The following is a 20,822-nucleotide window of genomic DNA, read 5'->3' as shown; positions in this document are numbered from 1 at the left end:
GTCTGCTGTGTTAAATTCCAGGTTGATTCTCATTTAAACACCTGCTACACATTTGATGCCGCAAATGAAGCGTTCTTAACTGTTGCCTTATTAGGGTCTTTTCTGAACAATAAGTATAATACACCTGCAAGGAGTACAAATGCAACTACTGTCCAGAAGTTGAAGGCAACCTCCCCTATGCAAAGTCCCACAATCTGGTAGAACATAAGTGTTACACAGTAAGCTGATACGTTCTGGAATATGATTGTAAACCAGAAGAACTTACGGTTGTTAAGCTCTTTTGCTGTTGTTGAGATAGCTGCAAGACATGGTGAGTCAAACAGGTTGAACAACAGGAATGATACTGCTACCATTGTTGTTGGGAAGAATGCTGCAAACTGATCATGCATGCTTACTGCATACTCTTCTACCTCTCCAAGTCCTGAGAGCACACCCATTGTTGAAACGATACCCTCTTTTGCTACAAAGCCTGAGAGTGATGATGCAACTGCCTGCCATGTATCGAATCCGAGTGGTGCAAAGATAACTGCGATTGCAGATCCGATTACTGCAAGTAAACTGTTTTCTTTGTCAACAAGTCCGAATGCGCCATCCTGAATGCCGAAGCTTGAAAGGAACCACATAACTGCACAGCAGAGGAAGAGGATTGTTCCAGCTTTCTTAAGGAATGCCCATACTCTCTCCCATACATGTAACAGCACACCCTTTACTGAAGGGATATGATACTGTGGGAGCTCCATTACGAACGGTGCAGGCTCTCCTGCAAATGCTCTTGTTTTCTTTAAAATGATACAGTAGATGATTGTGAGGCCGATTCCTGCAAAGTACATAAGAGGTGCCATCCACCAGCAGCCGTCACCCATGATAAAGCCTGCGATAAGTGCGATAACCGGAAGCTTTGCTCCACATGGGATATTTGTTACTGTCATCATTGTCATACGACGGTCTTTTTCGTTCTCGATAGTACGTGTTGCCATGATTCCCGGAACACCACATCCTGATCCGATAAGGAATGGGATGAAGGACTTTCCTGAAAGACCGAATCTACGGAAGATTCTGTCCATGATGAAGGCTACTCGTGCCATGTATCCACAGTCCTCAAGGATTGAGAGGAATAAGAATACGATAGCCATCTGTGGTGCAAATCCGATAGGTGCACCAAGACCTCCGATGATACCTTCAACTACAAGTGATACGAGCCAATCAGAGCAGCCTACATTCTCCATAAATGTCTGTACTGCCGGCTGAATCCACTCACCAAAGAGTGTGTCGTTTGTCCAGTCTGTTACAATTCCACCGAGTGATGATACTGCTACATAATATACACCCCACATGATGAGTGCGAAAATAGGCAGTGCCAAAAATCTGTTTGTAACAATCTTATCAATTTTGTCTGATACTGTCTCTTTTCCGGCGCGTGCCTTCTTTACGCATGAGCCGATGATTGAAGATATGTACTGATATCTCTCGTTTGTGATGATACTCTCTGTGTCATCATCGTATTTGTCCTCGAGAGCTTTAATCTCTGCATCTACGTTTGGAGCACTCTTTAATACCTCAGAAATCTTTGAGTCACGCTCTAAAAGCTTGATTGCAAAGAATCTCTTCTGGTTCTCTGCTACTGCAAGACCAAGCTTATCCTCGATGCCTGCGATTGTGCTCTCCACATCATCTGCAAAGTGATGTACCCTCTGAACGGATTTGCCTGACTTTGCTATCTCGATAGCCTTCTCTGCTGTCTCCTTGATTCCTGTCTTCTTTAAAGCTGAAATCTCAACAACCTCACAGCCTAGCTTCTCGCCGAGTGCCTTGATATTGATCTTGTCTCCGTTCTTTCTTACGATGTCCATCATATTTACAGCCATAAGCACCGGAATACCAAGCTCGATAATCTGTGTTGTCAGATATAAATTACGCTCGATATTGGTTCCGTCCACGATATTGATAATCGCATCAGGCTGCTCTCCGATAAGGTAATTTCTTGCAACAACCTCCTCGAGAGTGTATGGAGAAAGTGAGTAGATACCCGGTAAATCCACCAGATCTACATCCTTGTGACCGATAAGCTTTCCCTCTTTTTTCTCAACTGTAACACCAGGCCAGTTACCAACATACTGGTTGGCACCTGTTAAGGCATTGAACAGTGTTGTTTTTCCGCAGTTCGGGTTTCCTGCGAGAGCAATTTTTACTGCCATGTTTTAATCTCCTTATTTTTGTTTGCTCATTCTGCCTATAGTTCGTGTTTGCTAACCTATAGTCAAAAAAAATTTACTCTACTTCTATCATAGAGGCATCGTCCTTACGAAGTGATAGCTCATAGCCTCTCACTGTCACCTCTACCGGATCGCCAAGCGGTGCCACCTTGCGGATAAATATTTCAACACCCTTAGTAATTCCCATGTCCATGATACGTCTCTTGACTGCACCCTGGCCTGTGAGCTTGACAACCTTGACTGTCTCGCCTACTTTGGCTTGCTTTAATGTCTTCATGCTGACTACTCCTTTTTTAATTTTTTATAGTTTAAATAATTTATATAAACGATTCCATAATATCATAACAAAATCGTTTAAATCTAAAGTAATTACAGCCTATACACAGTGCGTTGCTGCATGTGTTATATATGTTATATATGCTATATCTATTATATCAATCTATGTCTGTTACATATGTTGTATCAGACCATGATTTTATTAGCCATGTCCTTGCCGATTGCTACTCTGGCGCCCTTTACATTGACTATCATATTGCCGGCTATCTCTGAGATGACAGTCACCTCTCCTCCTACAACAAAGCCCAGCTTCTCAAGGAAGGATCTCACTTCTTCCTTTCCGCCGATTTTCTTGATTATCTGTGCCTCCCCGGCACCACTCATTGATAATGGCATCATATTTACCTCTTTTCAACACTTTAATGATAAAAAACATCATTTGGTTTCTCTTACGGCTGTTAGTATACTCTAACGTTACTTAGATGTCAATAATATTTTTTAGATTTTTCTTACTTTTTTCAGTTATGGCTAATATGACCTTATAATCATTTCGCCACAACGTAAGGTACGCGCGCCCCGGGCACCGGTGGCGCACATGTACTCTCCTGCAGGCGCATAGCGAAGCAGTTTAGATACTGTTAGAATTATGCCCATAAAATGCAGAAACGCTCCTGCACGGACGCAGGAGCGAGGAGAACCGCGCCACGGACGGCGCGTTTCGACGGTTTCGTCAAGCATAGAAACCCTAAAAATCATAATTCATACAGTATCTTAACTGTAAAGCGTAGCCTGCAGGAAAGTACATGTGCGACACCCAGTGTCCGGGGCGCGCGTACCGACCTCAGAAAAAAGTATATTATAATATTATATTACATAGAACCAGCTCGAATCAGTCTCCATCTCGCTGGCCACAAGCTCCTTTCGCTCTCCAGTTCTGATGGAAAGCTCCTGGTTTTTGATGCTGACACGAGCCCCCGGCTCGATAGATGAAGTAATAAATGCATTACTTCCAATGACAGCACCTCTTCCGATAACAGTCTCACCACCAAGTATAGAAGCTCCGGCATAGATGATGACATTGTCCTCGATAGTCGGATGTCTCTTCACACCCTTAAGCTTCTGTCCACCTCTGGTAGAGAGAGCTCCGATAGTCACACCCTGATATACCTTGACATTGTCACCGATAATAGTGGTCTCACCGACCACGATACCTGTTCCGTGGTCAATAAAGAAATTCTTGCCAATGGTGGCACCAGGATGGATGTCAATTCCTGTCTTGCTGTGTGCGTACTCTGTCATCATACGTGGGATGAGCGGCACTCCAAGCAGATGCAGCTCATGTGCTATACGGTTTGTAGTGATTGCAAGCAGTCCCGGATAGCAAAGGATAATCTCATTGTAATTGTAGGCTGCAGGGTCTCCGTCAAAAAACGCAGCCACATCAGTCTCCACCAAAGCCCTGATTTTTGGAATCCTTTTAAAGAAATCATTGCTGATTTTCTCAGACATATTGACAAGCTCGTGATGAGATAAGCTCCTGTATTTAGGATTCTGCGGCAGGGCAAGCACCACCTGCTTACGCAGATTATACATGATATCCTCTAAAAGCACCGCAATCTGGCTGTCCAGGTTGTAATATCTGAAGCTTGTGCCCTTGAAATAGCCGGGATACATTATCTTAATGAGCTTTGAGAGCAGGTCACACACAGCATCCTTGTCAGGCTGTGAAAAAAGTGCCTGCTGATTTATGATTTTGTCATCATGATAGTCGTCAAGTATCTGTGATACGAGCTCCTCTATCATTTCTTTATTATTATCCATATATTCGAAGCCTCCGAATTTACTATTTATAATATTTTTTTGCATCCATACGCTCCTCCCATGTGCGGTTTATTATACCGCCTATGAAAAGCACATACATGCAACCATATAACCATACCATTATAAGCGCAATTGTGGTCATTGTGCCATAAAATGAAGAATAATTATTGTATTTATCCACGTACACAGAAAAGATTCCCGAAAAAATCATCCATGCAGCCGCCGCAAATACAGCCCCCGGGAGCTGGTACTTTACTCTCTGCTTCTTGTTTGGCAAAAACACATAAATCACCCAGAAAAATAAAATAAGCACCGGCAGGCAGATTACCAGACGATAATCAACCACACTGCCTATTATACTTCCAATTATATGATGAACATTCGAAAAATAAAGCTTCCTAAGCTTATTTCCGAACACCATGACACCCAGTAAAAAAATAAGCGCCAGCGCAAAAACGATACTGTAAAGCACCGAATATAAGCGCCGCAAAATAAAATTTCTGTTTTCCTTCACATGGTACATATCATCAAGCCCAAGCTGAAACGAAATAAACGCCTTTGAGCTTAAGTACACGGCGGTAATCATAGTGATAGAAAGCCTGCCCGTGCCACTGGCATACACCTCACTTGCCAGATCCTTCATAATGTCGCTGAACGATTCCGGAATAAATGAGCTCGCCCACATCAGAAAATCAGCCTCAGTAAGCGGTGTCCAGCTCAGCAGCGAAAAGAAAAACAATAAAAACGGGAAAAACGACAGCATCAAAAAGAATGCCGCCTGCCCTGCATATGCAGAAATAGAGCTCTCTGAAAAATTGGTCACAAAATCAAAGGCTGTCACAATGATATCCCATCTTCTGCTGTATTTCCTCGCACTTTTTTCTTTGATGTCAGATTTTTTACAATCACCACCTACGGCCTTACTTTTCTCCGTTTTGCTTTCCGGTGTTTTACTTTTTTCTGTGTTTATTTTTTCAGCCGCTTTATTATGTGTTTCACTATCTAAATCCGGTCTATTTTGCTTTGTCATCTGCCTTCTTCTGGAATTTCTCCTCAAATACTATAAAACGCTCATGAGTACCCTCACCGATGAGTCCGGCCTCATCAAAAGCCTTCACGCTAAAAGTAAGCGCTCTGCCATCCACCTTCACAAGCTCAGACTCACAGGTCACCTTCATGCCAACCGGTGTAGCCGAAACATGCTTGATATCAAGCGCAGTACCGACAGTACCACTTCCCTCCTCAAGCTCAGATGCAACACTCTCAAAAGCTGTATTTTCCATCAGCGCAATCATAGCCGGAGTAGCAAACACATCCATCGTGCCGCTTCCCATAGCCTTCGCTGTCTTATCCAAAGTCACTGTAATCTCTTTCTTACCTTTAATACCTGCCTGTAACATATCAGTCTCCTTATAATTTATATTATGAAATAAATCCTAGCATTTTTACGCCACAATGTCCAGTAAAAAATAAGTTTATAAACTTTTCACAATTCCAAAAAAGCCCAATTCATGCGGTTCGCCGTCGTTTTGTTAGCACTCACTAATTTTGAGTGCTAATTTTCTATTGACTTTTCCGATATTGCGAACTATTATTTTATTATGCTTATAAAACAAGCTAATTTACTGCAAATATTAAATGACCTACCCTCGCGGAAACAAGCTCAAATTGCGGGTAGCAGACAGTTGTTCCGAAGATAAAATATGAACTGCCACAGGGTTCCATTACCGGACAAGGTGGCACAACCAAAAGCATGCCACAAACTATCCATACAAAATCCTGTGGCTGACTTCATATTTTCTCTGAGGAATTATTGTCTGTCCTACCGCACCTCACAGCCTTTAACCGCGGCGTAAAATAAAAAACAAGGAGTGTGTAAAAATGACAGAAAAACACGGCAATCTTTCAATTGACAGCGACAACCTGTTCCCTATTATAAAGAAATGGTTATATTCAGACCACGATATCTTCTATCGTGAGCTCATCTCAAACGGCTGCGATGCCATCACAAAGCTCAAAAAGCTCGACATGATGGGTGAGTATTCTCTTCCTGCAGACTACAAGGGCAAGATTCAGGTACTTGTAAACCCTGACGAAAAGACAATAAAGATTATCGATAACGGTCTTGGTATGACAGCCGATGAGGTTGAGGAATACATAAGCCGTATCGCATTTTCAGGTGCTACAGACTTCATCGAGAAATATAAGGACAAGTCAAATGATGACCAGATTATCGGTCATTTCGGTCTCGGCTTCTACTCAGCCTTCATGGTAGCCGACGAGGTAACAATCGATACTCTCTCTTATAAAGAGGGCTCTACACCTGTTCACTGGTCATGTGACGGTGGCACAGAGTACAATATGGAGGATGGCGACATGGACGACGTCGGAACAGAGATTACTCTCTACTTAAACGACGACTGTCTCGAGTTCGCAAACGAGTACCGCGCACGTGAGGTTATCGAAAAGTACTGTTCTTTCATGCCTACAGAAATTTACCTTGCAAAGGAGAATGCTCCTGAGGAGTACGAGACAATAGACAAGGCTGACAAGCGCGACACTGACACTGTCATTGAGGAAATCCATGAGGATGCCAAGTACGAGGAAAAAGAAAATGACAAGGGCGAGAAGGAGCAGGTAGAGGTATCTCCTGCAAAGGATCAGCTCAAAATCGTTAAGCGCCCTGTTCCGCTCAATGATACAACTCCACTCTGGACCAAGAGCCCGAATGAGTGTACAGACGAGGAATACAAGGAGTTTTACAGAAAGGTATTCTTAGACTACAAGGAGCCTCTTTTCTGGATTCACCTGAATATGGACTATCCTTTCAACTTAAAGGGTATCCTCTACTTCCCTAAGATCAATACAGAGTACGACTCAATTGAGGGAACTATTAAGCTTTACAACAACCAGGTATTTATTGCAGACAATATCAAGGAGGTCATTCCTGAGTTTTTGATGCTTCTTAAGGGTGTTATCGATTGTCCTGATTTACCGCTTAACGTATCACGTTCTGCTCTCCAGAATGACGGCTTCGTAAAGAAGATTTCTGAGTACATCACCAAGAAGGTGGCTGACAAGCTCATCGGTATGTGCAAGACAGATAAGGAAGCCTATGAGAAATACTGGGATGACATCAGCCCATTCATCAAGTTTGGCTGCTTAAAGGACGAGAAGTTCTGCGACAAGATAAACGACTATATTCTTTTCAAGGATATCAATGACAAGTATCAGACTCTTCCTGAGCTGCTCGCACCTGTTGCGGAGGATGAAAAAACAGATGCAGAAGGTGCTGATGCTTCTGACGATACAAAGAAAGCTGACAATACAGATGCAAATGCAGACAGCTCAGCCGACACTGATGAGAATAAGGAGCCTGAGAAGAATACTGTTTACTATGTCACAGATGTAGTACAGCAGGGTCAGTACATCAAGCTGTTCAAGGAGCAGGGCATGAACGCTGTTATTCTTGACCACAACATCGATACATCATTTATCACACAGCTTGAGCAGAGAAATGACCACTACAAGTTCATGAGAATAGATGCAGACCTCACAGAGTCTCTCAAGGATGAATCCGGTGCAGACCTCACAGAGGCAACCACTACTCTCTCAGAGGTATTCAAGAAGGCTTTGAACAACGACAAGCTCACTGTAAAGGTAGAGAACCTTAAGAACGCAGATGTAGCTTCTGTGCTCACACTCTCAGAGCAGGGCAGACGTATGCAGGATATGATGAAGATGTACGCAGCCGGAGGCATGGGTGGAATGGATCCAAGCATGTTTGCCGCTGACCAGACACTCACATTAAATGCCAACAATGAGCTTGTGAAGTACATCTTAGACAATAAGGATTCTGAGCATGTTCCAATGTTTGCTGAGCAGCTTTACGACCTTGCAATGCTTTCTAACCAGCCGCTTTCAGTGGATCAGATGACTAAATTTGTAAAGAGAAGTAATGATATCATGCTTCTTCTCACAAAGTAAGCCTACTGTTCACATCTCATTATAAACAAAAAGCTGTACACTATGCAGGTTTCATAGACCTGCATGTGTACAGCTTTTTATTAATTATTTGTATTCATTCTATTATACGTTTATTATTCATGCCATTTCATGTGACATTTCTTTAGCTTTATTTGGTCACCTCGCGCTTACCGGCTCTCTTAAACAAATAGTTCACAAACACTGCCGATATCACTCCAAGCACAGCTCCTGCCAGGACATCCGTTGGAAAATGCATAAAGTTGTACATACGTGAAAATGCTATAAGTATAGCAAGTACAAGCGCCGGTATTCCCATTCTTTTATCTATAAACATAAGTGTCACTGCTGCCGTTATGCCGTTTAGCGTGTGTCCCGAAGGAAATGATGAGTCAAACGGTATCATTACAATAAGATTGACTGTCTCATCTATCTGGCACGGTCTCAATCTGTCGACCATATTTTTTATTATCAGATTGCCCACTATAAAGCTCAAAAGCTCTGCCGAAAGCATCTGCAAGCCTCCACGACGGTATTTTTTTGAAATACAAAGCACTACACCTATCACAACCCACAATGCGCCTGCATTTCCGAGGGTGGACAAAAGTGCCATTACCTTATCTAAAATGGGTGTTCTGATACTCTGAATTGCATAGAGGAAGTCAAATTCCCAGTCCATATTATATGCTCCTATCTATTTTAGTGTCCTCTTATTCTAGTTATCTTCTTTAAAGTATTCATCATACACGGTAAAAAAGGAGCTTGTTTTCACATCTTTTTCATCCTTTATACTGATGGAATCCCATAGGTCGCTGTTTAAGCTAAAGCCTGCTTTTTTTACAAAGTGCTCATAGTCGTCATTAAACTGCTCCTGCTGCCGCTTTTGCAGTATCGTAACCTTGTTCTGCTCTGTTTTTTCACGATCCAGCTTGGATATACACTTGATGAAATAGTAGCCGTCATCAGTGCTTATCATATCCGATGTCTCTCCATCGCCAAGCTCAAATGCTATAGCCTCAACCTCCTGTGGCAGAGTGCCCTTTGCCGCATATAGTTCTGTCTGGCTGTCCTCACTGCTGCCTGATGCGACTGCTGCAAAATCTTCCTTCACCGAGAGCTTCTGGCTCACAGCATCTGCGCTCTCCTTGCTCTTTACAAAGATTTTTTGTATATGGATGACTCTTGCATCCTCATCGCTTACCTCTGTATCAACGCCCTTCGACAGGGACTTATACAGCTTTTGCGCAACTGCATAATGCTCGTATGCGCTCTCTATGTCTGATTCGTCAGCCTTTGTGAATTTCTTTTCAGCTTCATTTAATGAGCCATAGTATTCCTTTGCTGCCTTTGACACGCTACTCTTTTCCTTGTCTGTAAGAGTAATCTTCTTCTGCTGTGCAATTGAAACCATGCAGTATATGCGCGTCAGCTCATCAACAGTGACATCCCTTATGTATTTTTCCACATCAGACGCATCATCTGTCTCGAGCAGATTCACATCATACATAGTGCCATACAGATTTTTATAATTGGCCAGATATATGAGTGCCTCCGTCTTATCGCACTTCATATTGTCCACGGAAAAAACTGTATGGCTGTTCGTGGTATTTATATCAAGCACTATCTCCTTGCCTCCAATACTGCAGCCTGTGAGCAGTGTCGCGGATGCAAGCAGCATACACATCGTTTTCCTAAAATATTTCATACCTGCTATCCTTCCACAACAAGGAATCTGCCGTCCGCAATGGCAAAGACCTCACTCTGGTCCATAAGCTCATCATCTGACATGCCCGAAATATCTGAGCCTGCCTCGTCAAAATAATCTCTTACTTCCTTTATATTCTTACATACCACAGCCATGCAGTCCTCTAAAAATTCCTCTGCAGCCTCCGGAGTATCTGCAACCTCCTCGCTAAAAAGCTGTGTCTGTTTCTTTAAAAATGTGTCTAATACCTCGTCATCGTACTCGTACATACTGCATTCCTCCATGTAAATTATGTTCTTTGGTTTTATAATTATATAATAGATTGCTGTGACATGCCACTATTTTTTATATTCATAAACGGCTGTATTAATTATTCGCGTTACCGTTTACTTCACTATGACCTGTAACAATTGTCTGCTGTAATCGGAATGAGTATATGAGCCTCTCATCCGCCTGTATGCTTTTACCATCTGTGGAAAAAATTCTTCCAAGTGCATCAGCATACAATTCAAGCTGTGTGCTGTATCTGTCGATAAGCTCTTTAGCAGCATTTACCCTGTCCGTCTTGTAATCAAGCAGCACTATTTTGTCATTCTCCAACCAGAATACGTCAATAATTCCCTGAACCAATACACCCTCATAGTCCATCACAAAAGGCTTTTCTTTAAACAAATCGCCCCTCTTATCCGCCTGTGCCATACGCGCTGCCACGTCTGATGCTGCAAACTGTTCTATAAGCCTTGGCCTGGTAAGCCTGTACATGTCGTCTGTGATAAGCCCCTTTCTTAGCATTTCATCCATGCTTTCCTTCACGAACGCACTGACTGCCACATGGTCTTTTGTATCTATATCACACAGCCTCTTGAAATCCAGGCACTCCATGACACGGTGTACTGCAGTTCCGCGAAGCGCTCCCTGATTCACACCAGCTGCATTTTTTAGCTCTTTGCCTTCATTAGAAGCACCGCCTGCCTCATCCTCATCCCTTGCAAAGTCGGGCACATAGGTCTCCTTCTCCTCCAAAAGAAACTTAGGACGCTCTGCCTCACTCTCAGTGCTGTCATACCTTTCAACCATGGAGTCATGCTTCAGCTCTGAGACCGAGTATTTGCTTTTTTTGGTTATATCAGAGGCATATGCATACTCAAAATCAAAGCCCTCTGCTAATCTTTTGACTTTTGCTTCATCCGCCTCTCTTATCTGCTTAACAAGCTGCGCTTTCGATATATCGTTTGCCGCCATATCCATCGCAGTTCGTGCAGCAAACTCTGTGGCATCGACTGTGGATACCGTATACTTATCCGGGTACGACAGCATGGCCGGTATAATCCAGTCCAGATAACATCCTGCGCCCTCCCTTTGTCCGAAGCTTATTGGCTGGTTTGCATTTACATTGCCTCTATACTTCTCAAAGGATTTTTGGGCATTTGAAAGGCCACCTGTCAGGATTATCTTTTCCTTTGCCCTGGTGAGTGCTACATACAGCACACGCAGCTCCTCTCCCAGATTTTCCCTTTTAATACGGCTCTCTATCTCATTTCTGATTAGTGATGGCCGCTTTGTCCTTGGGCTTTTTGTTTTTTCCACCAGACCAAGTCCCAGTTTTTCGTGTATCACCAGGTCTGATTTTATGTCCTGCGTATTGAAAAGCTTGCCAAGTCCAGAAACAAACACCACCGGAAACTCAAGACCCTTGCTCTTGTGGATTGTCATGATACGCACCACATCATCGTTCTCGCCTGCTGTATCTGCCTCTCCGTAGTCTATCTCGTATTTTTGCTGTATATCTATGTACCTGACAAAATGAAACAGTCCCTTGTAGCTGGTCTTTTCATAGGCTGTGGCCATCTCTATCAGCATATCTATATTCTGTCTGCGTCGCTTTCCTGCCGGCATGGCCGATGCATACCTGTAAAAGCCGGTCTCATCAAGTATCATGTACAAAAGCTCATGGATTGGCGTATCAGCTACGGCACCTCTTAGTCTCTCAAATACCGCTGCGAAGGCTTCAAGCTTCTCATCCTCATAGCCATCCTCTCCTGCCATGGCGCTAAGTGCAGCCTGTGCAAAGCTTACTCCCTTAAAGGCTGCCCTGATCTGTGCAAGCTCCTCATCATCCATGCCCACAATAGGCGAGGCAAGCACTGCTGCCATCGGGATATCCTGCAGCGGATTGTCGAGTATACGAAGCATTGACAGTATCACCTGTATCTCATACGATGAGAAGTAGCCTGTATTTGACTCTACATGCGCCGGAATATCACAGTCCTTTAGCACCGCTGCCACTGTATTGCCCCAGGTCGCAACACTTCTCGAAAGTATCACAATATCCCTGTACTGCACCGCTCTTAGCTGCCCTGTCTTTTTATCAGTCACCGTGCCGTTTTCCATCAGACTCCTGATACGGTTTGCAATCAAAAGAGCCTCTATCTGCACCTTATCTCCATCCTCATCCTCTATAATTTCAGATAGATCCTCGTCCTTGTAATCAACAAGCAAAAGCTCAGGACTCATCGTCTCCTCCGGATAGCTTGCCCCCGGATACAGTGCCGCATCGTCATCATACTGCACATTGCCCAAATCAGCTGCCATTATTTTGTAGAATATGTCGTTAGTAAAGTCTAACACCTCATTCCTGCTTCTGAAATTCTTATGCAGGTCTATCCTCTGGTGTGCACTGTCATCTGACGTATATGTGTTGTATTTTTCCATAAACAGCTCAGGACGTGCCATACGAAACCTGTATATGCTCTGCTTCACATCCCCCACCATAAACATGTTGCCGACTCCCCGGTGCTCTCTTGAAATGGCTCTTAATATATCCTCCTGCACCTGGTTTGAGTCCTGATACTCGTCAATCATGATTTCCTCAAAATGCTTTGAAAACTCACGCGCTGTCTCTGTTGGCTCAAGTGTCTGTTCATCCACCAGTATGCGAAGCGCAAAGTGCTCAATATCCGAAAAATCAAACACTCTTTTCTTGGTCTTTACAGCCTCCATAGCATCATAAAACTCGAGTGAGAGCCTTATCAGCTCTTTAACAAATGGCCTTTGACGCTCAAGCTGCTCATACATAAGCTCAATTGACATGCCAAAGTATTTCTGCTTTATTCCATCCACCTTCTTCTTGGTGGCATCGCGCATGCTCTTCACACGCTCTTTTTTCTTCTCGTCTCCATCAAATTTTCTGATGACTGCAATTCTTCCAAAGGATATTTTGTTTAAGAACTCCTGCATGCTGCCATAGCCTGTCACATCAGACAGTCCATCAAACAGCGCTATATCCTCTGAAAGCGTAAGCGCATACTTTTCAAGTCCCGGTGTAGCCAAAGCCATATCTTTAGCCAGTATAAGCTCCTGTACGTCCTCCTCCAAAAGCACTCTGCTGTAATCCACTATCTCATTAATAATTTCTGAGTCCTCAAGCTCTTTAGCTGACTTTATATCGTATAGACTTAAGAGGCTGTTCATCCACCTTCTCGGCCATGATGCACTGCCCGCTTTATAGTAGATATCCTCCACCATCAGCCTGACTGCAGAGTCATTTCTCCCCTTGCTGTAGGTATCTACCAGATTAATAAATGCCTCGTTGTCTTCTCTTGCATAATTGTCCTCAAATACCTGTGCAAGAGCATCCTTTAGCATAAGCTTAAGCTCTGCCTGATCACCAATCCTGAAATCGGGATCCAGATCAAGCTGCGCGAAATTGTTCTGCACCACAAACAGACAAAACGAATCTATTGTAGTGATGAGCGCATAGTGAACAAGTGTCGACTGCCTCTGTAGATTTTCATCGTCCGGCTTTTGCTCCTTCAAGCTGTCTATGGCGCGGCTGACACGCTCTCTCATCTCAGCTGCTGCTGCCTTTGTAAACGTCACCACAAGCATCCTGTCGATATCCACAGGCGGATCATCCACACATATTCTGTTTACTATACGCTCAACGAGTACTGCTGTCTTTCCTGAGCCCGCTGCCGCTGAGACAAGTATATCCCTGTCTCTTAAATCTATAACCTTCTGCTGTTCACTGGTCCATTTAACATCCATATTATGTCTCCCGATTATGGCTTTATATTATTATCTCCATAGGCTGCTTTATGCTCTGCCGCTGCAAGCTGAGTACGCATTTTATCAAGCACATCTTCCTTATTGTCACCGTTAAAGCTTCTTTCGCTAAAGCCCGGTATCCTTGAATCATACCTGCATATAGCCTGAAAAGCGCAATATGCGCAGCTGTCTGTTTTCTTGTTCTTGATAGGATTGACTGCAACATTTCCATCGTATATTTCTCTTCCTATCTCGCGAAGCTTCTCTCTCGCAAACCTTGTTATTACATCAAACTCTTCGGCACTTGCCACCCTTGAGCCTGCAGCCGGTGTCTGGTCCTTTTTTAAAGTGACAGGAATTACATCGGAGCTTTTCTCAAAGTCCCTGTCCATGCCCCTGTATGCCTTTTCATCCGAGTTTATGAGTCCGTCAGGCTTGAGCCTCTTTAATATCATCTGATTGATTTCCTCCTCAGACAGCTCCGTGCCCGCAGCCACATCCTTTAAATCAATTACAGGATCGTCAATGTGATAGTACAGCATACCGCCCGGCTCCACACTTACCTGCTTTTGTGCCGCCTTCTTTTGCTCCATGACAGCATCCATATACACTGCAAGCTGAAGCTGCGTTCCATAATACAGCTTCACCAGATCAAAGACAGTATTTCCCGACTTGTAATCCATCACCTTCACAAACAGCCTGCCTTCATCCTGGTATGTGTCAGTTCTGTCCACGCGACCCTTTATATCAACCGTCACATCATTTGCCATATCAAGGCTCTCGTAAAAGGAAAACTCAAACCTCTCCGGCACAAAGCTTCCCCTTCGTATCTGGGTTGTGAGCGCCCATACTGTCTGCTTAAAGACCGCCTTCATATGTGAGACGGTGTGCAGGCTCTCTGCAGTATCAAATATGCCAAAGCCTGCATATTCATCAACCACCTCGTTTATTGCTTCCATTGCAAGCTCATCTCTTTTAGCATCTGTCACGCTAAACCAGTCCGTACTCTCCCTATCAAGCTTTTTACTGTATCTTTCTAATGCTTCATGGTATATGTTACCCATATCAAGGGATGAAAAGCCGCTCTCCTCACGCTCTGTAAGCCGCAGTCCATAATTCAGGAAATGAGCATATGCGCACCTCGCAAACTGCTCAAAGCGCGTGATACTGCCCTCCATGTGTCTGCCGTATATGCTTCTTGCCACGTTACGGCTTATCGGATCCTTGGAATAATGCTCAAACCTTGCCTCGATGAGCCGCTCCACGGCATTTCCATTAACGTATCCTTTATCACATTCTTTATCATTTACTTTATCATCTGCTTTATCATCTGCCTCATTACACGTCTCATCATAAAGCATCACCGCTGCCGCAATCTCGCACCAGCTGTCATCCACCTCGTTTGACAGCAGATAGTCCATGGCGCTTCTTTTGCCTGATAGGTCTGCAAGCAGCTCCACATCCTCTGTCTCTGTCACTACAAGCTTTGGAAACATTCCCCTTAATATGCCTATGAGGTACGAAGGCTGGGCAGCCTTTTTCTCACTGTCAAGCCTCGTGTAGCTGATATAAAGCTCCCTGGATGGCTTTGTCATATTCAGATACAGATAAAATCTCTGTATAAACGCCTGCTCCCTCGCACCCGGCGCAAGCTCTATATCCAGCTCCTTAAGTGCTTCTCTCTCATACTGGGATATGATGCCTCCTCTTCCTGCTGCCTTTGGGACAATCCCATCGTTTACGCCCGCAAAAAACATGATCTTTATGTTGGTCAGACGTGTTCTCTCGATATCTCCGATGGTCACTGTGTCGTATCCAGGCGGTATGACTGCCACATCGGCTGCATCAAGCCCCGCATCCAGTATCTGTGTAAATTCCTCTGCATCCATGCATTCATCACCCAGCACCGCCACATATTTTTCAAAGAGTTGCATGACTATTTTGTATATCTGTCCGTATTCCTTTGATGCGGTCTGGTCTCCTGCCTCAAGCAGTGCCTGCTCCTTTTTTGCAAGCTTATCAGGTATATCTAGCAAAACTGTCAGCCTGTATATCGCCATTACATAGTCCTTTACCTTTGACTTTTTATCGGAAAACACCTGATATACCGGCTTTAAAAGCTCTATTATATACTCCCTGCTTTTATTTAAAAGCTCAAGGTCATAGCATGCCTTTTGCTTTGGCAGCCTGACCCACTTTTTGTCCCATGCGCTTTTACCTCTCACGCCACAGGCGAGTACATAGTTTTCAAGTACGTCTATTTCATTGTCCGATAGCTTACTAAAGCCGCACCGCAAAAATCTAAACACCGCATCTGCCGAGAAATTCTGTGCCGCAATATCAGGAATGGATCTGATAAACTCAATAAACGGATGAAACAGAATCTCCTGTGTGGCATCTATAAAGTAAGGGATATTGTATTTGTCAAATATTTCACGCACATAATTTGCATATGTATTTACATCACCTGTGACTATCGCAATATCACGATAGCGCAGGCTTTCGTTTCTCACGAGCTCATTAATTTTTCTTGCTATCCTTGTCAGCTCCTGCTTCGGGTCTCGCAGACAGTCTATGTGAATGTGCTTTGGTTCTTTTTCAAAGGAGCATCTTCGTTTTCTGAAAAGCTGCTGCTCCATAAAGCTTAGCTCCTCGTTTTCTGAAAGCCTGTAGTTTTTATCAAGGATAATGGGTTCCTCGACCTCTATGCCATAAAACGCTGCCATTTCGGTGAGTGATTTTACAGTCCTTTTTGGCATGTCGAACAGTTCCTGCATACCCCTGCTCTTAAAGATATCCTCACGACAGTCTATGGTCAGTGTGACATATATTTTCTTTGAAATAACAAAGAGCTTTTTGATGAGCTGATTCTGTATAGGTGTAAAGCCTGTAAATTCATCAAATGCAATGACTGAATTTCTAAGAATGGCAGACTCCTCTGCCACATTGCAAAGCACATTAAGTATTTCCTCTGCCGTAATATATTTATCCTGCATGAACTTCTCAAATGCTTCATAGAGCACGAGTACATCCTTGAGCTTGCCGGAAAGCGTATCGGACAGCCTGCCGGAATCAATATATCTTCCCAGTTCCTCAGGTGATATATTGTACTGCACAAGCTCTGAAAGCAGTGACTTTACCTCGCTTATATAGCCAATGCGGTTTAAGTTTCTGCCTATTACGCCAAGCTTATCCGCTTCCTGTGCCGCAAGCTTTCTGAGCACAAGGTTCTTACCTGTCTCCTCAAGCACCGTGAGATTTGTGATTCCCAGCTCATCAAACACTCTGTAGGCTAAGCGCTTAAAGCTTAGCACATCTATATTCATGATGGCTTTGTTCTCAGACAAATCCACAAGCTGTCTCTGCGTCTGCATTGTAAACTGCTCAGGCACTATGACAAGATAATTGTCCCTTGGGTGTGCCTTTGCCTCTTTCACTATCGTGTTAAAGAGATATTTTGTTTTTCCGTTTCCTGAATTACCTGTGATAAACTGTAATGACATAAAAAGACTCCATGATTAACTACTGTGTAAAATGTATACAGTAATTATATCATGAAGTCTCCTATTATTGAATTATTTAATTTTAAATCTTGAGGTAATATTCTGTAATTCCGATGCAGAATCCTTACAATTTGTAGAGCGCTCAAAGCTCTCGCTTGTAAGCTCAACTACCTCTGTTGTCTTGTTGGCAATATCATTGATGCCGATTGAGCATTCATTGATATTCTGGTTGATTGAATCCATAGAATCCGTTATGCGGCTTATCGCATTTCTAAGCTGCTCAACCTCGCTGTTTGCCTGATTCATGAAATCCTCGATGCTTCTTGCCACATCACTGTACTCATCAGATGATGTCATGAAAGCGTCGTAGTCATTCATTACCTTGTTCTCAAGGAAGTCAAGCACATCAACCAGGCATCCTGTGAGTGTCTCTACCGATGAATTAACCTGTGCAACGATTGTCACGATATTGGCACCGGTTGCTGTTGATTCTGCCGCAAGATTTGCTATCTCACTGGCTACAACCGCAAAGCCCCTGCCCTGGTCTCCTGCTCTTGCTGCCTCTATTGAAGCATTTAAGGAAAGCAGTGTGGTCTCATCTGCTATATCCTGGATAGCCTTTGCAAGCTCATTAATCTTTTCTACCTGCTTTGCATCTGTTATTGCCTTTTCAGATGTGCTCTTGATAGAATCATAAACCTTAAGAGTCTCCTCTCTTGCACTGCTTGTTCTGTTATGGATAGCATTTGCCTTCTCCATAGCTCCGGCTGTCAGGCTTGTTCCCTCGCTTATCTTGTTTGCCACCTCGATAGCATTATTGTTCATATTGAGGACGCTGTTTGTAACCTCCTCTGTTGACTGTGAGGTGGACTCCATGCTTGCGGCAAGCTCCTCGTTGGTTGCCGAGTTGTTGGTCGAAGCATCAGTTACATTCTCTGAAATATCATACAGAGTATTTGAGTCGTTTACAAGTTTTCCGGAGATTCCGTTGAGCTCTGATATAATACCGTTTAACTGCTCCTTCATTCTCTTTAGAGCCACTCCCATGACACCGATTTCATCCTTCGTGATCGGGATTTCATGCTCATCAGTCATGTTGAGCTGTGAGATATCATCGATAACTGCTGTAAGCTTTGTAATTGGCTTTGTAATCCTTCTTGTGACAAGGATACCGATTCCAACTGCCAAAATAACCAGTATCACGCCCATTAAAAGAGAGAATGTGGTGATTGTGGTGATGGATGCAAGCACATCTGATTTATCTGCCTCTACATATACCACCCAGTCATTGACCGTACACATAAATGCTATGTACTTTTCCTTGCCGTCCACCTTACATTCCTCAACCTTTGCAGTTTCCATGACTCCTGTAGAGTTGAGCTTGTCGAGCACATTTTGTATTACAGGATTGTCTTCCATCTTTTTGCCTATCATCTTAGGGTCGTCATGATAGACATATTTTCCATCCTTGTCCACCAGATATGCCTTACTTGAATCCATATCCTGAATGCCGACATTGTAAAGTATGTACTGCACCCTGACATCCATATTTACCTGGTCTGTATCTCCGTAAAAGCTCTCATAAAGTGTATTTGACGCAGATACACATGTATCATACAAATAGTTCTCACATAAAGTTACTACGTTCTTCTTCATTACGATAAGCGAAACCGATAGTATTGCCACAATAAGAACAAGTGAAGTCGTGGCAATAAGTGTCGCTACCTTTGCCTTTATAGTTTTCATAAATTATTCCTCCTCACTGCTCTTTTGATTTGTCCAGTCAGCCTTAACCGTATCTACAAGTGTATCCCAGTCCATCTCACCATTAACGTAGAGCGTCAGGTCACTTCCCATATTATCCTTAAACTTCTGGTTTGGGAATGTAACAAAGTTCCATGGCACAGATTTCTTTGAGCTGTCATTCATGTACTCAAGCACCTCAACAGCGAGTGGGTTTGACGGATATTCCGATTCCTTAAAAGTGCTAAACGGAGGAATAAATCCAAACTTTTCTGTCACAAATTTTTTGCCTTCCTTTGAGCTGTAAAGCCACTCCAAGAAGTCAATAGATGCCTGCTTTTCTTCATCTGTGGCCTGTGAGTTGATACAGATATAATTCTCTGTTCCGATGCAAAGTCCCTGTGACTCTTCCCCATCCATACCTGTATATATAGGCATGTATTTGGCATCCTCCTGTTTTACCACATTTCCGTCCGTACTCTCTATCTGTGTCCAGCCCCAGTTACCGTTTTGGATCATTGCAGCCTTGCCCTTAGCAAATTCCTGCATCGAATCCTCTACGCCCTTATCTGTGAGCTCTGATGCCGGCGTGCACGAATTGTTTACATACAGATCAAAAACATTTTTAAATTCATCGCTGTATGTAAAATCAATTGAGTCAAGCTCCGATGCATTTTTATCCTGAAGCTCATAGGTTATAGGGATGTTCATCAGATGTGTGTGCCATCTCCAGCTCTCACCCGGTGAAAGCGATGTTGAGCCAAATACTCCCTCTATTCCAAGCTCGCTCTTATGTGCCTGCATATCCTCCACTACCTCCTTTAAGGCAGCGAAATTGTTTATCTCTCCCATGCTCTTTATCTGGCTTGTCCTATCTGATAATGCAAAGTACTTTTCCATAATTGCATTATTGTAGATAATTCCGTAGCCCTCAACAACATAAGGTATGCCGTATGCACCCTTTCCATTGTCACCTGTCACTGCCATGCTCTTATCCAAAAGCCATGAATACAGCTTTGTATCAGAAAGATCCATACAGTAATTCTTCCACTTACCGTACTCAACAGGACCGTTTATCTGAAACATTGTCGGGTAGTCCTTCTTTGCAAGCTCTGCTTTAAGTGTTCTCTCATGATTACCGTCTGCTGCGGTAAGTACCTTAAGCTTAATACCGGTCTCCTTTTCATAGGCTGCTGAAACCTCCTCCCAGACTGACTTTACCTCAGGCTTACAGCTTAGGAAGTATATCTGTGTGACCTTTTTTGATGATGAACCAAATGAACATCCTGACAGCATTGATACAAGCATTGCCATGGTCATAAGCAATGCCACAAATCTTCTCTTTTTCATTCATTTCCTCCCAATAACTAATTTTTATAATTCCACATAATTATTTTTTAGTTAATTAAGTGCTTTATTAAAATATAACATCTTTATTACATAAATACTAGTACTTTTTGCATATTTAATTAGGAAATTTTCGTTCACTCATAATTTAACGCAAAAACGGCATGTATCCTGTTGGATTCA

14 protein-coding genes are annotated in these 20,822 nt (G+C 43.3%); 1 reads left to right on the top strand and 13 read right to left on the bottom strand.

Going from position 1 to position 20,822, the window contains the following annotated elements; translation table 11 throughout:
- Positions 1-44 precede the first annotated feature (44 nt).
- The 6 genes from feoB to ACW6PM_RS11255 all read right to left on the bottom strand — a co-directional run bounded on the left by feoB (position 45) and on the right by ACW6PM_RS11255 (position 5,710).
- Positions 45-2,195, bottom strand: a complete 2,151-nt coding sequence (gene feoB, locus ACW6PM_RS11280) for a ferrous iron transport protein B (protein WP_456057223.1) — start codon at positions 2,193-2,195, stop codon at positions 45-47.
- Between the two features lie 73 nt (positions 2,196-2,268).
- Entirely contained in the window at positions 2,269-2,490 is a 222-nt protein-coding gene (locus ACW6PM_RS11275; protein ID WP_012742425.1) for a FeoA family protein, read from the bottom strand.
- Between the two features lie 185 nt (positions 2,491-2,675).
- The gene (locus ACW6PM_RS11270) at positions 2,676-2,888 is read right to left on the bottom strand and encodes a FeoA family protein (protein WP_055062597.1); all 213 of its coding nucleotides are present in this window, start codon (positions 2,886-2,888) and stop codon (positions 2,676-2,678) included.
- A 465-nt stretch (positions 2,889-3,353) separates the two neighbouring features.
- Complete coding sequence (gene epsC, locus ACW6PM_RS11265; RefSeq protein WP_308655716.1) at positions 3,354-4,310, bottom strand: serine O-acetyltransferase EpsC; 957 nt, start codon at positions 4,308-4,310, stop codon at positions 3,354-3,356.
- A 22-nt stretch (positions 4,311-4,332) separates the two neighbouring features.
- Positions 4,333-5,340: a YihY/virulence factor BrkB family protein gene (locus tag ACW6PM_RS11260; RefSeq protein WP_456057222.1), complete on the bottom strand. Its 1,008-nt coding sequence runs from the start codon at positions 5,338-5,340 to the stop codon at positions 4,333-4,335.
- Positions 5,324-5,710 (bottom strand): thioesterase family protein, encoded by a 387-nt coding sequence (locus tag ACW6PM_RS11255; protein ID WP_015516775.1) that lies wholly within the window; start codon positions 5,708-5,710, stop codon positions 5,324-5,326. Before ACW6PM_RS11255 ends, ACW6PM_RS11260 begins: the two co-directional genes overlap by 17 nt.
- Positions 5,711-6,191: 481 nt before the next feature.
- On the opposite strand from ACW6PM_RS11255, the gene htpG reads away from it, so the two are divergent.
- Positions 6,192-8,297, top strand: coding sequence for a molecular chaperone HtpG (gene htpG, locus ACW6PM_RS11250; protein WP_456057221.1), 2,106 nt, complete (start codon positions 6,192-6,194; stop codon positions 8,295-8,297).
- 148 nt (positions 8,298-8,445) lie between these two features.
- Here htpG and ACW6PM_RS11245 read toward each other — a convergent pair whose 3' ends face one another.
- The 7 genes from ACW6PM_RS11245 to ACW6PM_RS11215 form a co-directional block, all read right to left on the bottom strand.
- The gene (locus tag ACW6PM_RS11245) at positions 8,446-8,973 is read right to left on the bottom strand and encodes a phosphatase PAP2 family protein (protein ID WP_456057220.1); all 528 of its coding nucleotides are present in this window, start codon (positions 8,971-8,973) and stop codon (positions 8,446-8,448) included.
- 36 nt (positions 8,974-9,009) lie between these two features.
- Positions 9,010-9,999 (bottom strand): peptidyl-prolyl cis-trans isomerase, encoded by a 990-nt coding sequence (locus ACW6PM_RS11240; protein ID WP_456057219.1) that lies wholly within the window; start codon positions 9,997-9,999, stop codon positions 9,010-9,012.
- A gap of 5 nt (positions 10,000-10,004) precedes the next feature.
- The gene (locus ACW6PM_RS11235; protein WP_448754901.1) at positions 10,005-10,283 is read right to left on the bottom strand and encodes a glyoxalase; all 279 of its coding nucleotides are present in this window, start codon (positions 10,281-10,283) and stop codon (positions 10,005-10,007) included.
- 82 nt (positions 10,284-10,365) lie between these two features.
- The gene (addA, locus tag ACW6PM_RS11230; protein ID WP_456057218.1) at positions 10,366-14,046 is read right to left on the bottom strand and encodes a helicase-exonuclease AddAB subunit AddA; all 3,681 of its coding nucleotides are present in this window, start codon (positions 14,044-14,046) and stop codon (positions 10,366-10,368) included.
- Between the two features lie 14 nt (positions 14,047-14,060).
- Entirely contained in the window at positions 14,061-17,549 is a 3,489-nt protein-coding gene (locus tag ACW6PM_RS11225; protein ID WP_456057217.1) for a PD-(D/E)XK nuclease family protein, read from the bottom strand.
- A 72-nt stretch (positions 17,550-17,621) separates the two neighbouring features.
- Positions 17,622-19,295 carry a methyl-accepting chemotaxis protein gene (locus tag ACW6PM_RS11220; RefSeq protein WP_456057216.1) on the bottom strand — a complete coding sequence of 558 codons (1,674 nt, stop codon included), beginning with the start codon at positions 19,293-19,295 and terminating at the stop codon, positions 17,622-17,624.
- 3 nt (positions 19,296-19,298) lie between these two features.
- Positions 19,299-20,642, bottom strand: a complete 1,344-nt coding sequence (locus ACW6PM_RS11215; RefSeq protein ID WP_456057215.1) for an ABC transporter substrate-binding protein — start codon at positions 20,640-20,642, stop codon at positions 19,299-19,301.
- Positions 20,643-20,822 lie beyond the last annotated feature (180 nt).

This window comes from Agathobacter sp. (assembly GCF_977054825.1).
This window is presented reverse-complemented; position numbering and strand designations above follow the sequence as displayed.

Coding starts and splice junctions, on each gene's coding strand:
- epsC (WP_308655716.1), bottom strand. CDS start 4,310: ATGGATAATAATAAAGAAATGATAGAGGAGCTCGTATCACAGATACTT.
- ACW6PM_RS11240 (WP_456057219.1), bottom strand. CDS start 9,999: ATGAAATATTTTAGGAAAACGATGTGTATGCTGCTTGCATCCGCGACA.
- ACW6PM_RS11225 (WP_456057217.1), bottom strand. CDS start 17,549: ATGTCATTACAGTTTATCACAGGTAATTCAGGAAACGGAAAAACAAAA.
- addA (WP_456057218.1), bottom strand. CDS start 14,046: ATGGATGTTAAATGGACCAGTGAACAGCAGAAGGTTATAGATTTAAGA.
- ACW6PM_RS11275 (WP_012742425.1), bottom strand. CDS start 2,490: ATGAAGACATTAAAGCAAGCCAAAGTAGGCGAGACAGTCAAGGTTGTC.
- feoB (WP_456057223.1), bottom strand. CDS start 2,195: ATGGCAGTAAAAATTGCTCTCGCAGGAAACCCGAACTGCGGAAAAACA.
- ACW6PM_RS11270 (WP_055062597.1), bottom strand. CDS start 2,888: ATGATGCCATTATCAATGAGTGGTGCCGGGGAGGCACAGATAATCAAG.
- ACW6PM_RS11245 (WP_456057220.1), bottom strand. CDS start 8,973: ATGGACTGGGAATTTGACTTCCTCTATGCAATTCAGAGTATCAGAACA.
- ACW6PM_RS11215 (WP_456057215.1), bottom strand. CDS start 20,642: ATGAAAAAGAGAAGATTTGTGGCATTGCTTATGACCATGGCAATGCTT.
- ACW6PM_RS11255 (WP_015516775.1), bottom strand. CDS start 5,710: ATGTTACAGGCAGGTATTAAAGGTAAGAAAGAGATTACAGTGACTTTG.
- ACW6PM_RS11260 (WP_456057222.1), bottom strand. CDS start 5,340: ATGACAAAGCAAAATAGACCGGATTTAGATAGTGAAACACATAATAAA.
- ACW6PM_RS11235 (WP_448754901.1), bottom strand. CDS start 10,283: ATGGAGGAATGCAGTATGTACGAGTACGATGACGAGGTATTAGACACA.
- htpG (WP_456057221.1), top strand. CDS start 6,192: ATGACAGAAAAACACGGCAATCTTTCAATTGACAGCGACAACCTGTTC.
- ACW6PM_RS11220 (WP_456057216.1), bottom strand. CDS start 19,295: ATGAAAACTATAAAGGCAAAGGTAGCGACACTTATTGCCACGACTTCA.